At 49.3% G+C, this 14,077-nt stretch carries 10 protein-coding genes; 9 read left to right on the top strand and 1 reads right to left on the bottom strand.

Translation table 11 applies throughout. The annotated features are described in order from the left end of the window. Positions 1–48: 48 nt before the first annotated feature. The gene (locus J3491_RS05070; protein ID WP_207969393.1) at positions 49–2,082 is read right to left on the bottom strand and encodes a UvrD-helicase domain-containing protein; all 2,034 of its coding nucleotides are present in this window, start codon (positions 2,080–2,082) and stop codon (positions 49–51) included. 1,026 nt (positions 2,083–3,108) lie between these two features. On the opposite strand from J3491_RS05070, the gene ndhC reads away from it, so the two are divergent. The 9 genes from ndhC to nuoJ all read left to right on the top strand — a co-directional run bounded on the left by ndhC (position 3,109) and on the right by nuoJ (position 13,997). Then, positions 3,109–3,732 (top strand): NADH-quinone oxidoreductase subunit A, encoded by a 624-nt coding sequence (ndhC, locus tag J3491_RS05065; protein WP_192994816.1) that lies wholly within the window; start codon positions 3,109–3,111, stop codon positions 3,730–3,732. Positions 3,733–3,854: 122 nt separating this feature from the next. Then, positions 3,855–4,523 (top strand): NuoB/complex I 20 kDa subunit family protein, encoded by a 669-nt coding sequence (locus tag J3491_RS05060; protein ID WP_105244960.1) that lies wholly within the window; start codon positions 3,855–3,857, stop codon positions 4,521–4,523. A 145-nt stretch (positions 4,524–4,668) separates the two neighbouring features. Then, positions 4,669–6,459: an NADH-quinone oxidoreductase subunit C/D gene (gene nuoC, locus J3491_RS05055; RefSeq protein WP_075101454.1), complete on the top strand. Its 1,791-nt coding sequence runs from the start codon at positions 4,669–4,671 to the stop codon at positions 6,457–6,459. Positions 6,460–6,631: 172 nt separating this feature from the next. Beyond that, positions 6,632–7,141 (top strand): NADH-quinone oxidoreductase subunit NuoE, encoded by a 510-nt coding sequence (gene nuoE / locus J3491_RS05050; protein WP_075101455.1) that lies wholly within the window; start codon positions 6,632–6,634, stop codon positions 7,139–7,141. Continuing rightward, positions 7,138–8,562, top strand: a complete 1,425-nt coding sequence (nuoF, locus tag J3491_RS05045) for an NADH-quinone oxidoreductase subunit NuoF (RefSeq protein ID WP_207969392.1) — start codon at positions 7,138–7,140, stop codon at positions 8,560–8,562. The genes nuoE and nuoF overlap by 4 nt, the downstream gene beginning before the upstream one ends. A gap of 10 nt (positions 8,563–8,572) precedes the next feature. Continuing rightward, positions 8,573–11,644, top strand: a complete 3,072-nt coding sequence (gene nuoG / locus J3491_RS05040; protein ID WP_207969391.1) for an NADH-quinone oxidoreductase subunit NuoG — start codon at positions 8,573–8,575, stop codon at positions 11,642–11,644. Positions 11,645–11,696: 52 nt separating this feature from the next. Continuing rightward, positions 11,697–12,689 (top strand): NADH-quinone oxidoreductase subunit NuoH, encoded by a 993-nt coding sequence (gene nuoH, locus J3491_RS05035; protein WP_207969408.1) that lies wholly within the window; start codon positions 11,697–11,699, stop codon positions 12,687–12,689. Between the two features lie 55 nt (positions 12,690–12,744). Beyond that, positions 12,745–13,293, top strand: a complete 549-nt coding sequence (gene nuoI / locus J3491_RS05030; RefSeq protein WP_198335865.1) for an NADH-quinone oxidoreductase subunit NuoI — start codon at positions 12,745–12,747, stop codon at positions 13,291–13,293. Next, the gene (gene nuoJ / locus J3491_RS05025; protein ID WP_207969390.1) at positions 13,290–13,997 is read left to right on the top strand and encodes an NADH-quinone oxidoreductase subunit J; all 708 of its coding nucleotides are present in this window, start codon (positions 13,290–13,292) and stop codon (positions 13,995–13,997) included. Before nuoI ends, nuoJ begins: the two co-directional genes overlap by 4 nt. The last annotated feature ends 80 nt before the right edge of the window (positions 13,998–14,077 follow it).

Below are 14,077 nucleotides of genomic sequence, written 5' to 3'. Positions count from 1 at the left end.
GATAACAAAGACGGGGACGGGCGATGAAGGCTGAACGTTTAGTGACCGTTAACGATTGCCCAATAATGCCCGAATATTGGCCAAGTATTCATCAGCGACTTTTTCAGGGTCTTTGCTGGCTTTTTTCTTTTTGGCTTTGGCAGGCCAGTCGATATGATCCTCTGGCAGCTCATCTAAAAACCGCGACTCGGAGGTGACGCGCATTTGTCCACCAGCACGGCGCTGGGTTGCCAGCGTCAGCGTCAGCTCACGGCGCGCACGGGTGATGCCCACGTACATCAAACGCCTCTCTTCTTCGATGGTCTCACTGATGATAGAGTTACGATGCGGCAGCATCTCTTCTTCTAACCCCATGATATAGACAAAATCAAACTCCAAGCCTTTGGCCGCGTGCAGGGTCATCAGATTGACTTTATTGGTGTTTTCTTCTTCTTGCTGCTGCTCGAGCATATCGAGTAATACCAGTTTGCGAATGATGGTATCAATGGTGCGATCTTCATCGTCTTCTGCGCGGTTGATCAGCGACTGAATACTGGTGTAGAGCATGTCGATATTGTCAAGGCGGTTTTTTTCTTGCTGCGGCGTCTTGGCGTCGCTACGGACAAAGTCGATATAGCCTGTCTCATCAATCATCTGGCGCACGATGGGGACTGGGTCAGGGTGCTGATCCAGCTCGCGGGTATAGTGCTCGATAAACTCGCCAAACTCCTTTATCGTACCATAGGCTTTGGATGGCAATACGTGCGAAAGGCCTGCATGGGTACAAGAGGCGAGTAGGGAGATACTATGCTCTTGGGCAAATAAGCCTAACTTCTCAAGCGTTGCAGGCCCCATACCGCGTTTGGGCGTGTTGATGATACGCAAAAACGCACTGTCGTCTTCTGGGTTCAATATCAGGCGCAAATAACCCATGATGTCTTTGATTTCACTGCGCGCAAAAAACGACTGACCGCCAGAGAGCTTATAGGGTACTTGCAATTGGCGCAGTTGTGCCTCGAGCATACGCGCCTGAAAGTTGCTGCGATAAAGCACCGCGTATTGCTCCCACTCATTGCCAAAGCGCAGCTTGTGTGTGACGATTTCTTTGGCGACGCGCTCGGCCTCGTCATCGTCATTACGGCAGTTGATGATGCGGATTTTTTCGCCTTGGCCTTTATCCGACCAGAGCTTTTTTTCAAATAAATGCTCGTTGTTAAGAATCACCGCGTTGGCTGAGGTCAAAATACGGGTGGTCGAGCGGTAGTTTTGCTCGAGCATGACGATTTTTAGTTTGGGAAAATCTTCTTTGAGCAGTGCCATGTTTTCAGGTTTGGCACCGCGCCACGCATAGATCGACTGGTCGTCATCGCCGACCACGGTAAAGCGACCTTGCGGCCCGACCAAGTATTTGATCATCTCGTACTGGGCGGTGTTGGTATCTTGATATTCATCGACCAATAAATAGCGAATGCGGTTTTGCCATTTGTCGCGCAGCTCCCTGTTTTCACGCAGTATCTTGGTTGGCAAGACGATCAAATCATCAAAATCCACAGCGTTATACGCACGCAGATTGCGCTCATATAAACCATATAGCGTGGCAAAAATCATGTCCTCTGGATCGTCCAACGTCTCCATCGCCTTATCTGGCTCAATCAAGTCGTTTTTCCAGTCTGAGATCATCTTGATGGCTTTGCCAACCAGCTCACGACTCTCAGCACCGCTTAGGTTGTCGCGCATCATCAGCTCCATCAGCAGGCGCTTACTGTCGTCGCTGTCCATGATAGAAAAGTTGCCCTTGAGCGGCGTATGCATCAGCTCATAACGCAAAAACTGCAGACCAAATTGGTGAAAGGTTGAGACCGTCAGACCGCGCATCTTGTCGCTAGGGAGTAGCTTGCTGACACGCGCCTTCATCTCGCGCGCCGCCTTGTTGGTAAAGGTCACCGCGGTGATACGCTCCGCTGGCATGTTGCACTCTTCAATTAGATACGCAATCTTGCGGGTGATCACTGATGTCTTACCAGAGCCGGCACCCGCCAGCACCAGTAGTGGGCCTGAGACGTAGAGCATGGCCTCGGATTGTTTGGGATTGAGTTGACTCATAACGTGACCTGTAAGACAAAAGCAAAAGATAAAATATAGTCGGTTCTAAATAAAAGCATCATGCATTTATTGATCAGCAAGGCCGATAAAAATTTTCTGGCGTGCTGTGCCGCTGCAGACAGAGGCTGCAAAAACTTCTATCAGCCTTGCTATAACATTAACATTTTATAGTGAACTGACTATAGCGGTATAAACACAGTACCGACAGCCGCTGGATAAAAATAAACCATCACTGTCATCGAAGAGGGACAAACAAATATCGCCAATATAGGCTAAGATTTTCTATCAGATATTTTTCATCAGATATCGTGCGGTAGGTTTATCATTACCAAAGATGATTGAGACGCTGCCAAAGGTGTCTTTGTGCCAATGGCGAGACATCATTAAAATTCGGTGAGGTATTATAAAGCAAAAACAACGACTTTGGGGAGGAGATGGACGCGCAGAGATGCCGAGTAAAGCCAAGTGGTTTTGCTCAATAATGATATGATATCAGTCATAAGTAAAAGTTATGGATTTGGGGTTAATATAAGGTAATGTCTATATCATAATTTATAGTAAAAAAAACATATTTTTTTTATAGAGAAAGTGACCGTTCAATACAGTTAAAAACTAGCTTTTAGGCACTGAAATGCGTATAGTACGTAAATAATTTATGCCAGTTGTCTCGTCCATTGTTGACTACGTGTAATGAGTTATTAAATCAATTAAGTAAGCAGTGCGATATGATATTGATTTAATAAGTTGATCTTACGTTGTTACAAGCGGGGTTAGACGACCAGCTTGCTCCGTATGTCTAGCGGAACCTCTACAGTTGGTCATGTCTGACATCGTCGTCAATACACTTGATAATTGGCTATTACCAGCACAGTACCTAATATGGTTATTTAGTCGTTACTTAAATACAGTGGCTCAATGACAGTCGCTTTGTGTTTTCGTCTGCGTCAAGCCTGCCGCTCACCGATCCTAGTTGGTCAGTCTCTGCGCGGCGCTTGACACTCGATTGGGTGAGGAGCACGTATTATCATGTCTGCTTTTAATTGGTCAGCAATTGCTTTTATCTTAGCCGCCATTGGGCTAGTTGTTTTTATGCTGGTCGTGCCGCGTTTGCTTGGCGGTCGCTCTCAAGGCTCACAAAAAGAAGAAGTGTTTGAAGCGGGTGTTGTCGGAGCAGGCAACGCCCGTATTCGTCTGTCTGCTAAATTTTATTTGGTGGCGATTTTCTTTGTGATTTTCGATTTAGAAGCGCTTTATCTTTATGCGTATGCCGTTTCAGTGCGCGAAGCCGGCTGGTTAGGGTTTGCTGCCGCCGCCATCTTTATCACAATCTTAATCATCGGTCTGATATATGAGCTGAGTCTGGGCGCGATGAACTGGGCACCAGCGGACAAGCGCCGCAAAAAACCTCGTCTACATGCAGCGCCTGCTGGTTTTAATTTGGCAGACATCACCCGTTTTGATGGCGCGCACGAGCTGATGGTCGATCCAACAGGTAAAGTCCCAGCGCAGTCATCAGGGCAGATCAATGTCTCAAACAATATCGAGACCAATCGTCGCCATCTACAAAATATCGATCATATCAATACCACGGGCAATGTGACTTCCGTGGATTTTGCCACGTCTGCGCAAAAAGACAGTGTTGAGCGTTAAGACGGTCAAGCTGTACAAAACCTTAGGGTTTATGATGGTATATCAATGAACACTTATGAATAATGGGCGCGCGCGGTGGCAAGATGATTGTCCTGCAGTGCCCCATATAAAGGTTGTATGTTATGAAATACACATTAACAAAAGCCAACCCTGATGCAGATACCTATCCTGCTCAGACCAGTCAAACGGTCAATGACCCTATCGAAGATGAAGTCAATAAAAACGTCTTTATGGGTCGTCTCGAAGACCTTGTCCATTCAACAGCAAACTGGGGTCGCAAGCACTCGCTTTGGCCATTTAACTTTGGTACCTCTTGCTGTTATGTCGAATATGCCACCACGTTAACTGCGGTTCATGACTTGTCGCGCTTTGGTGCCGAAGTCATTCGCGCCTCGCCGCGTCAAGCCGATGTGATGATCGTTGCTGGGACTTGTTTTGTCAAAATGGCCCCTGTTATCCAGCGTCTTTATGAGCAAATGCTAGAGCCAAAGTGGGTCATATCAATGGGTGCCTGCGCCAACTCAGGCGGTATGTATGATATCTACTCTGTCGTACAGGGCGTGGATAAGATTATCCCTGTCGACGTTTATGTGCCAGGTTGTCCGCCGCGTCCAGAAGCGCTGATTCAGGGGCTGATGCTGCTACAAGAGTCTATTACCAAAGAGCGCCGTCCGCTGGGTGTCCATGTCAATGAGCAGGGTATCTACCAGCCGCAAATGACGCCTGAGCGCGATCGCAAACAGGCAGACCGTATCGCGGTAAAAAACCTGCGCAGCCCAGACAGTATCTAAGCGCGCTGTTAGCGCCAGCGGTTATGTAGTCTGGCTAGGGTTTTATCGTTAATAATTCGTAGACGTGCTCAGTACGCGTACGCCCATCACAGTTCGGTTATGATTAACATCGTTTAGTTATGATTAATGAAGGAATACATCATTCATGGTCACGGTAGTCGAAAACACAGATCCTAATAATAGGGGTCCTAAGAGCAAGCCTGCTCCAGCAGTCATCCAAGAGCTTACCCATAAATATGCTGGCAAGTTTGTGGTGCAGCATACGGTTGATGAGATTCCAACGGTGTGGGTGGCGCGCGCAGATTTGCTTGAGATATTGTTATTCTTGCGCAAATTGCCCAAGCCCTATGTCATGCTATTTGACTTATCGGCGATAGATGAGCGGTTGCGCCAGCACCGTGCAGGTCTGCCAGATAGCGACTTTACGGTGTTTTATCATTTGATGTCGCTTGAGCGCAATAGTGATGTGCGTATCAAAGTGGCGCTAGATGAAGACGATTTGACGCTGCCGAGCGCCACGCAGATTTGGCCAAATGCCAACTGGTATGAGCGCGAAGTCTGGGATATGTTTGGGATTGTCTTTAGTGGCCATCCACATTTGACGCGCATCTTATTGCCGAAATACTGGGAAGGCCATCCACTGCGCAAAGAGTATCACGCGCGCGCCACTGAATTTACGCCGTATTTCCTAAACGCGGCAAAACAACAATACGAGCAAGAAAACCTGCGTTTTGTTCCAGAAGAGTGGGGTATGAAGCGCTCGGGCCGCGATGAAGACTTTATGTTTTTGAACATCGGTCCTAACCACCCCTCAGCGCACGGTGCCTTTCGTTTGGTACTACAGCTCGATGGCGAGGAGGTCGTCGATTGTATCCCTGATATTGGCTATCACCACCGCGGTGCAGAAAAGATGGCTGAGCGTCAGACGTGGCACTCATTTATCCCTTATACCGACCGTATCGATTATCTGGGCGGGGTGATGAATGAACTGCCCTACATCATGTCGGTGGAAAAGCTCGCTGGTATTAAGATACCGCCGCGCGCTGAGACTATCCGCGTGATGATGAGCGAATTTTTCCGTATTACCAACAACCTATTGTATGTCGGTACCTTTATTCAGGATGCCGGTGGCATGACGCCGGTATTTTATATGTTTACCGACCGCCAAAAAGCCTATGATGTCATCGAAGCCGTCACCGGCTACCGTATGCATCCAGCGTGGTTCCGTATTGGCGGTACGGCTGCTGACTTGCCGCGTGGCTGGCAGCGCTTGGTACGTGAGTTTTTGGAGTGGATGCCCAAGCGTTTGGATGAGTATGTCAAAGCGGCACTACAAAACAGCGTACTTAAGGGCCGTACTCAAGGCGTGGCACAGTACAATGCCAAGCAGGCTTTGGCTTGGGGTGTCACCGGTGCCGGTCTACGCGCGACAGGGGTGGACTTTGATCTGCGTAAGGCGCGTCCATACATGGGCTATGAGAATTTTGACTTTGAAGTGCCCATCGGCTACAACGGTGATGCTTATGATCGTTGTATGGTAAAAGTCGAAGAGATGCGCCAGTCGCTGCGTATTATCCGCCAGTGTATGGACAACATGCCGCAAGGCCCGTACAAGGCCGACCATCCGCTAGCGGTACCACCGCCAAAGGACCGTACGCTAAATGACATTGAAACGCTGATTAACCACTTCATCTCTGTCTCTTGGGGCCCTGTGATGCCAGCGGGTGAGTGTGCCACCATCGTGGAAGCAACCAAGGGCCTCAACAGCTATTACATCACGTCTGACAAAGCCACGATGAGTTATCGCACTCGTATTCGCACCCCGACATTTGCTCATTTGCAGCAGATGCCGTCAGTGATTAATGGCTCCTTGGTCTCTGATGCCATTATGTATCTGGCATCGATTGATATTGTGATGGCAGACTGTGACCGCTAGCGCTGTGATTTGAGATGAGTGTTTTTTTAAGATAAGTCAATCAATATATTATTGCCTGATGGCACGCCAAAATGCGATCACCTGTCAATATCATACAGTGTTTTTATGTCAGCGATGATAAGGCTGTAGTGGCTAGGTGCTTAGCATGATGAGTGAGGAAAGATAGAAGATTATGAAAATTGTTTCCGACAAAATGCCAAAAGTAGATGTGGCCAGCATCCTCACCCCTGAGGAAATTGCTGCCATTCATGAATATATGCATCACTATCCCCATGCGCGCGCCGCCTCGCTAGATGCGCTAAAAATCGTGCAAAAGCGCAACGGCTGGGTCGATGATGCGCAGGTCAATGCCATCGCCAATATATTAGACATTCCGATGTCGGATATGGACGGCGTTGCGACTTTCTTTAACCGTATTTATCGTCAGCCTGTCGGCCGTCACGTCATCCTGATTTGTGACTCAGTGGCCTGCTATCTAACAGGTTATGAGGCGCTATCGGCTGAAATTCGATCACAGCTGGGTATTGAGTATGGGCAGACCACAGCTGATGGCCGTTTTACGCTATTACCGATTTGCTGCTTGGGTAACTGTGATAAAGGCCCTGCGGTGCTGATAGACGAAGACACTTATGGTCCTGTCCAGCCATCTGAGGTTGCGCAATTATTGGAGCTATACGCATGAGTTTAACGATTTCAGAGCAGATTGCTCGTCGCGGTCAAGGTAAAGCGCCAAGCCAACTAAATGAACAGCGTATACCAATTTATGGTGATAAGGCGACCGCCACCAGCGAAACCAAACCATTGACTTGGCGTTTGGCGCATCATGATGCCGTTTTGGATTTAGCGACTTATGAGTCTCTACAAGGCTTTACGGGTTTAAAAAAGGCATTGTCCAAATCACCAAAAGAAGTCGGCAATATGATCAAGGCGGCCAATGTCAGAGGACGCGGCGGTGCAGGCTTTAACGCCGGTCTGAAATGGTCGTTTATGTCGCCGCCAGATGGCTTGCCACGTTATCTCATCTGTAATGCTGATGAGATGGAGCCGGGCACCTTTAAAGACCGTTTATTGATGGAGCGCCTACCGTTTCAGCTTATCGAAGGTATGCTCATCACCGCTCATGCGATTGGTGCCACCGATGGTTATATCTTTATCCGCGGTGAATATATATTGGCTGCTGAGCGTTTGGTTGCGGCTATTGAAGAATGTCTAGCCAATAATCTGATGGGCGACAACATTCTTGGCTCAGATTTTAGCTTTAATCTGCATGTACATACGGGTGCTGGCCGCTATATCTGCGGTGAAGAAACCGCCTTGATCAATTGCCTAGAAGGTCGCCGCGCCAACCCTCGTACTAAGCCGCCGTTTCCGCAAATCTCTGGGGCGTGGGGCAGACCGACGGTGGTCAATAACGTCGAGACGTTAAATAATATGCCTGCGATTCTCAATCATGGTGTCGAGTGGTATCAGTCACTATCGAAAATCAAAGGCAAAAGCGAAACCCCGGGTACTAAGCTTTTTGGCTGCTCAGGATTGGTCAATGACCCAGGTTTATGGGAGCTGCCATTTGGCTATACTGCTCGCGAGATCATCGAAGAGTTGGCTGGCGGCATGAAAGATGGCAAAACACTCAAAGCATGGTTGCCTGGTGGTGCCTCGACCGACTTCTTGACCACAGAGCATTTGGACGTGGTGATGGATTTTGACACCATTCAAAAAGCCGGTAGCCGTATGGGTACTGGGCTGATTATGGTCGTCGATGAAGCGCAGGACATGGTGCCGCTGCTGCGCAATCTTGAGATTTTCTTTCAGCGTGAGTCATGCGGTTGGTGCACGCCATGCCGTGATGGTCTGCCGTGGGGTGTCAAGCTGCTCACCGCCATCAATGATGGTGAGGGACAAGTCGGCGATGTCGAAAAACTAGAAGGCCTCACCCGTGACTTGTGGATCGGCAAAACATTCTGTGCCCATGCGCCTGGTGCGATGGAGCCACTGATGAGTGCGATTAAATATTTTCGTCCTGAGTTTGATCAAAAAATCGCGCAGGCGGTTGGTGTCGATGTTATTGATGCGGCAGCCAACCAACAGCCAGAAGTGAAATAAGGAGAGCGGCATGGCAGTCATACATATTGATGGTACCACTGTCGAAGTAGATAGCAGCGATAACTTGCTGCAAGCCTGCTTATCACTCGGCATTGATGTGCCGTATTTTTGTTATCATCCAGCCCTTGGCTCGGTCGGCTCGTGCCGTCAGTGCGCAGTCAAGCAGTTCCAAAACAAAGACGATATGGAAGCAGGCCGCGGTCGTCTGGTGATGTCTTGCATGGTCGCTCCTGGCGATGACATGTATATTTCTGTGACTGATGACGAAGCCAAAGCATTTCGCAAGTCGATGGTTGAGCTACTCATGACCAACCATCCGCATGATTGTCCAACCTGTGAGGAAGGCGGGCATTGTCACTTGCAAGACATGACTTATATGTCAGGTCATAGTCGTCGTCGCTATCGCTTTACCAAACGCACGCATCATAACCAAGACCTTGGACCATTTATCGCCCACGAGATGAACCGCTGTATAGCGTGCTATCGCTGTGTGCGTTTTTATAAAGACTACGCAGGCGGCGAGGATTTGGGTGTTTATGGCTCAAACAACCGTGTGTATTTTGGCCGTGATAAAGACGGTCAGTTCGAAAGCGAATTTTCAGGCAACTTAACCGAAGTGTGCCCAACTGGGGTATTCACTGACAAAACGCACTCTGATCGCTACAATCGTAAATGGGACATGCAGTATGCGCCCAGCATCTGTCATGGCTGCTCGGCGGGCTGTAATATCTCACCGGGTGAGCGTTATGGCGAGCTGCGCCGTATCGAAAACCGCTACAACGGTGACGTAAACCGCTATTTCTTATGTGACCGTGGCCGCTTTGGTTATGGCTATGTCAACCGCGCTGATCGTCCAACCCAAGCGCTTGAGCGTATCAATGACAAACACGTCAAAATCAATATTGACTACGCGCTTGATGAAACCATCAAACGCATCAAAGACAAAAAAGTCATCGGTATTGGCTCACCGCGTGCCAGTCTTGAGACCAACTTTGCGCTAAAAAATCTGGTTGGATTTGATAACTTTTCAACCGGCCTCAATCACCAGCAGCAAGCATTGGTCAATAAATGTATCGAAGTGCTCAGCACTGAAGGTATCTATAATCCTAGCATGACTGATATCGAGGCGCATGATGCTGTGCTGGTGTTGGGCGAAGACATCACCCAAACTTCATCACGTGTGGCGCTATCGGTACGTCAAGCGGCAAAAAACAAAGGCCTAAAAATGGCAGCGGCGCTGCAAACGCAGCCCTGGCTTGCCGAGCCTGTCAAGCGTATCGCGCAAGACGCGTTAAGCCCAGTCTATGTCATTGATGTGACCCAAACCAAGCTAGAAGACATCAGCAAAGCCAGCGTGGTAGCGACTCCTGAAGACATTGTTAAACTTGGTTTTAAAGTTGCTGATGAGATTGCAGGTCTGGCAGATGATTTGACGCAGATTGTAGCGCCGCAAGCCGATACTGCCGAGCGCGAGACCGATGCGATGCAGGCACTCGCGCAGCAAATCGCTTATGATTTGATTCAAGCCGATCAGCCGCTGGTGGTGTCGGGTAGCAGCTTATCTTCTACCGCACTGATAGAAGCAGCGGCGCAGATTACTCAGGCGCTCACGCAAAAACGTGCGGCAATCAAAGCGACCGAGCAGCAAAAAGTCGATGCCCACAATGCCAAGGTCACAGCAGCTCAAGCGCAGGCGGCGGATGATCAGCCAGAAGAAAACAAAGAGCTGGCGGCCAAGCCTGAAAAACCACAAACCGGTACAGATAAAGCGGCTCAAGAAGATATCAATCGTGAGCCTGCAGACAGCCATGAGCTAAAAGAAGTCAATAAAAACTATCAAGCACAAGCAGGTATTTATTTAACGGTGCCTGATGCCAATAGCATGGGCGTTTGTATGCTTGGTGGACAGTCGGTTGAAGAGCTACTAGCCACTGACTTTGATGTGGTGGTGGTTGCAGAAAACCAGCTGACCGATGCCATTGATGCCAATAAGTTGACGCAGTTACTCGCTGATAAGACTGTCATTGCCCTTGATCATCAGTTGCTTGATTGGCACAAAGACGTCGACATCGTCTTGCCAGCCGCCAGTTTTGCCGAAGCGGACGGTACGCTCATATCTGCTGAGGGCCGTGCGCAGCGCTTCTTCCAAGTTTATGATAATGAATATTATCATCCGATGAGCAGCATTAAAGAAGGCTGGCGCTGGTTGCATGCGGTGCATAGCAGTATCGAAGGCCGTGATGTCGATTGGACACAGCTTGATGATGTTATCAATGCGTTGATTGCCACACACCCTAAACTTGCTGGTATCAAAGGCGCTGCGCCTGATGCTGATTACCGTATTACGGGTCTAAAAATTGCTCGTCAGCCGCGCCGCTATTCAGGTCGTACCGCCATGCGTGCGCCGATCTCAGTACATGAGCCGATGCAGCCAAAAGACTTAGATACAGGCTTGACCTTCTCTATGGAAGGCTACACGGGCAAACAAACACCAAGCTCGATGATTCCTTTTGCTCATGCTGCTGGCTGGAACTCGCCGCAAGCATGGAACAAATATCAAGACAAAGTCGGTGGTCATCTAAAAAACGGTGACCCAGGCGTGCGTTTGTTCGATATGCTCGAGCGCCTACCGACACGTCAGTACGTCGCACCAGACGCACTGTCTGCGACCACGACCGATATACAGCAAGGACAAGCCAAACTGGTGCCTATCTATAATATCTATGCCAGCTCAATGATGGCATCGCGCAGTCCTATCGTCGCCGAGCAGCTGCCGGTTGCGGCATGGCGTATCGGTATGGACGATGCCAAAGACTGGAATATTGCCGCTGGTGATTACTTAGCAATCGAGATTGACAAACAGCAAATCACCCTGCCAGTACAGGTTGTCGGTTATCTAGCAGAAGGCTGTATTGGTTATCCTGTCGGGCAGGTGAGCATCATTCACCCTTCGATGCCAGCCTCAGTCCGTAAAGTCGATGCACCCGTGACAATGAGGGGTGATATGGCGGATAGCGCTGACGATACCACCAACCGCGCTGCGCCAACTGGCACCGCGCCGACCACCACACAGGAGGTGTAATATGCAAGTTACCCGTATTATCCCTGATGTGCCAAGCTTTTTGGCCAGTAGTATGAGCTTTGATACTTGGTCCGTTTTATTTATGGTGGTGCAAGCACTGGTCATATTTTTGGTGGTCGTTATCGTGGCGGCGTTGATGATTGTCTATGAGCGCCGCATGCTGGCCTTATGGCAAGATCGTTATGGCCCCAACCGTGTCGGGCCGTTTGGCTCCTTGCAGCTGGTCGCTGATATGCTCAAAATCTTCTTTAAAGAAGACTGGACACCAAATTTCACCGATAAGTTTATGTTTACCTTGGCACCTGCGGTCGCGATGTTTACCGCATTGGCCTCATTTGCCATTATCCCTGTCTCGCCGACCCTTGGGGTGGCTGATTGGGATATCGGTATTTTGTTCTTTTTTGCCATGGCAGGTATTGCCGTCTATGCGGTAATGTTTGGTGGCTGGGCGTCTGCCAACAAATTCTCGCTATTGGGCGGCCTACGCTCGGCGGCACAAACCATCAGTTATGAGGTGTTTTTAGGCTTATCATTGATGGGCGTGGTGGCCTTGACCGGCTCGTTTAATTTGCGCGAAATCGTTGAGTCACAAATCGATGGCTGGTATATCATTCCGCAGTTTTTTGGATTTTTGACCTTTGTGGTCGCTGGTGTGGCGGTGACCCACAGGCATCCATTTGACCAGCCAGAAGCCGAGCAAGAACTTGCCGAAGGGTATCATGTCGAGTATTCAGGCATGAAGTTCGGTATGTTCTTTATTGGTGAGTATGTCAACGTCGTCCTGATTTCAGCCTTGATGACCTGTCTGTTCTTCGGCGGTTGGCTTGCGCCGTTTAATTTAGATATTCCATTTATTCCACCAGCTTTTTGGTTCATGATTAAGACGCTGTTTTTTATGACCCTATTTGTTTTGGCTCGAGGCTCACTCATGCGTCCGCGCTATGATCAGGTGATGAACTTTGGCTGGAAAGTCTGCCTGCCAGTGACGCTGATTAACTTAATCGTTACTGCTGCAGTCATTTTGATCTTTTCCCCAACGTTGTAATCATTACTAGCCATCATTGATGAACTAGGGTAAAGCTGATAAGGATAATAATCCCATGTTTACTACCATAAAAAAGACCGTCATTGGTATCTTTACCATTGTCCGCAGCATGTGGATGGTCAACAGTCATGCGCTTAGGCCACGTGACACCATTCTTTATCCTGAAGAGCCAGTGCCAGTGCCGCCACGCTTTCGTGGGCGTATTGTGCTGACGCGTGACCCTGATGGTGATGAGCGCTGTGTGGCGTGTAACCTATGCGCCGTCGCCTGCCCAGTAGGCTGTATCTCACTACAAAAAGCCGAGCGTGACGATGGACGCTGGTATCCAGAGTTTTTTCGTATTAACTTTTCGCGCTGTATCTTTTGCGGAATGTGCGAAGAAGCCTGTCCGACGACAGCGATTCAGCTGACGCCAGATTTTGAGCTGGGCGAGTATAAGCGCCAAAACTTGGTCTATGAAAAAGAGCATTTGCTCATCTCAGGTCCAGGCAAATATCCTGATTATAACTATTATCGTGTGACCGGTATGGCGGTAGCGGAAAAACCAAAAGGCGCTGCTCAAAACGAAGCGGCACCGATTGATCTAAGGAGCTTGCTACCATGATGACTATTTTAAACAGCCCTGAGCTGGCAGGGTTTTATGCGCTGGCTGCTGTGGCGATATTTGCCAGCCTGCGTGTGGTGACGCAGGCCAATCCAGTACATGCCATCTTGTCGATGATTGTGTCTTTGCTCGCCATCTCAGGTATTTTCTTTGTCTTAGGTGCACCGTTTGCAGGGGCGCTAGAGATCGTCGTCTATGCTGGCGCTATCATGGTGCTGTTCGTCTTTGTCATTATGATGCTCAACTTGGGCATGAGTAATGATGAGCGCGAAGAGCGCTGGCTCGATGCTGGCACGTGGGCGCTGCCGACCGGCCTGACGGTTATCATCGGCGTTGTGCTGTATGCGATGATAGGTATGGGGCATGATGACGCGGCGATGATTGGTGGTACCACCATCTCTGCCAAAGCAGTCGGTACGGTGCTCTTTACCAAGTACGTTATGCTCATCGAGGTGGCGGCGCTACTGCTGCTAGCCGCTTTGGTTGCCGCCTACCACTTGGGCAAAGAGACGAAAGATGATGAGGTCATCGGCAATGGTAGCCAAGACGTGCAGCCAGCTGTCGGCAGTATCAAATCATATGATAACGACGATAGCCATGCAGCACAGATGGCGGAGCCTTATGAATACAAAGATGTTGACCCGCATGACTATGTCGGTAAGCAAGTAGGTGTACAACGAGTCACGCGCAAGGAGTCAGACTGATGGTACTAGCAGCGAGCGTGGCACAAGATGTGTCAAACGTGCCGTTTGCCCATGAGGTAGCAGGCTTAGTACAGCCAGCT

This window comes from Psychrobacter halodurans, assembly GCF_017498075.1.
Lineage (GTDB): Bacteria > Pseudomonadota > Gammaproteobacteria > Pseudomonadales > Moraxellaceae > Psychrobacter > Psychrobacter celer.
This window is presented reverse-complemented; position numbering and strand designations above follow the sequence as displayed.

Excerpts from the sequence above, each read along its gene's own strand:
- J3491_RS05070 (WP_207969393.1), bottom strand. The coding sequence starts at position 2,082 with ATGAGTCAACTCAATCCCAAACAATCCGAGGCCATGCTCTACGTCTCA.
- ndhC (WP_192994816.1), top strand. The coding sequence starts at position 3,109 with ATGTCTGCTTTTAATTGGTCAGCAATTGCTTTTATCTTAGCCGCCATT.
- J3491_RS05060 (WP_105244960.1), top strand. The coding sequence starts at position 3,855 with ATGAAATACACATTAACAAAAGCCAACCCTGATGCAGATACCTATCCT.
- nuoC (WP_075101454.1), top strand. The coding sequence starts at position 4,669 with ATGGTCACGGTAGTCGAAAACACAGATCCTAATAATAGGGGTCCTAAG.
- nuoE (WP_075101455.1), top strand. The coding sequence starts at position 6,632 with ATGAAAATTGTTTCCGACAAAATGCCAAAAGTAGATGTGGCCAGCATC.
- nuoF (WP_207969392.1), top strand. The coding sequence starts at position 7,138 with ATGAGTTTAACGATTTCAGAGCAGATTGCTCGTCGCGGTCAAGGTAAA.
- nuoG (WP_207969391.1), top strand. The coding sequence starts at position 8,573 with ATGGCAGTCATACATATTGATGGTACCACTGTCGAAGTAGATAGCAGC.
- nuoH (WP_207969408.1), top strand. The coding sequence starts at position 11,697 with ATGAGCTTTGATACTTGGTCCGTTTTATTTATGGTGGTGCAAGCACTG.
- nuoI (WP_198335865.1), top strand. The coding sequence starts at position 12,745 with ATGTTTACTACCATAAAAAAGACCGTCATTGGTATCTTTACCATTGTC.
- nuoJ (WP_207969390.1), top strand. The coding sequence starts at position 13,290 with ATGATGACTATTTTAAACAGCCCTGAGCTGGCAGGGTTTTATGCGCTG.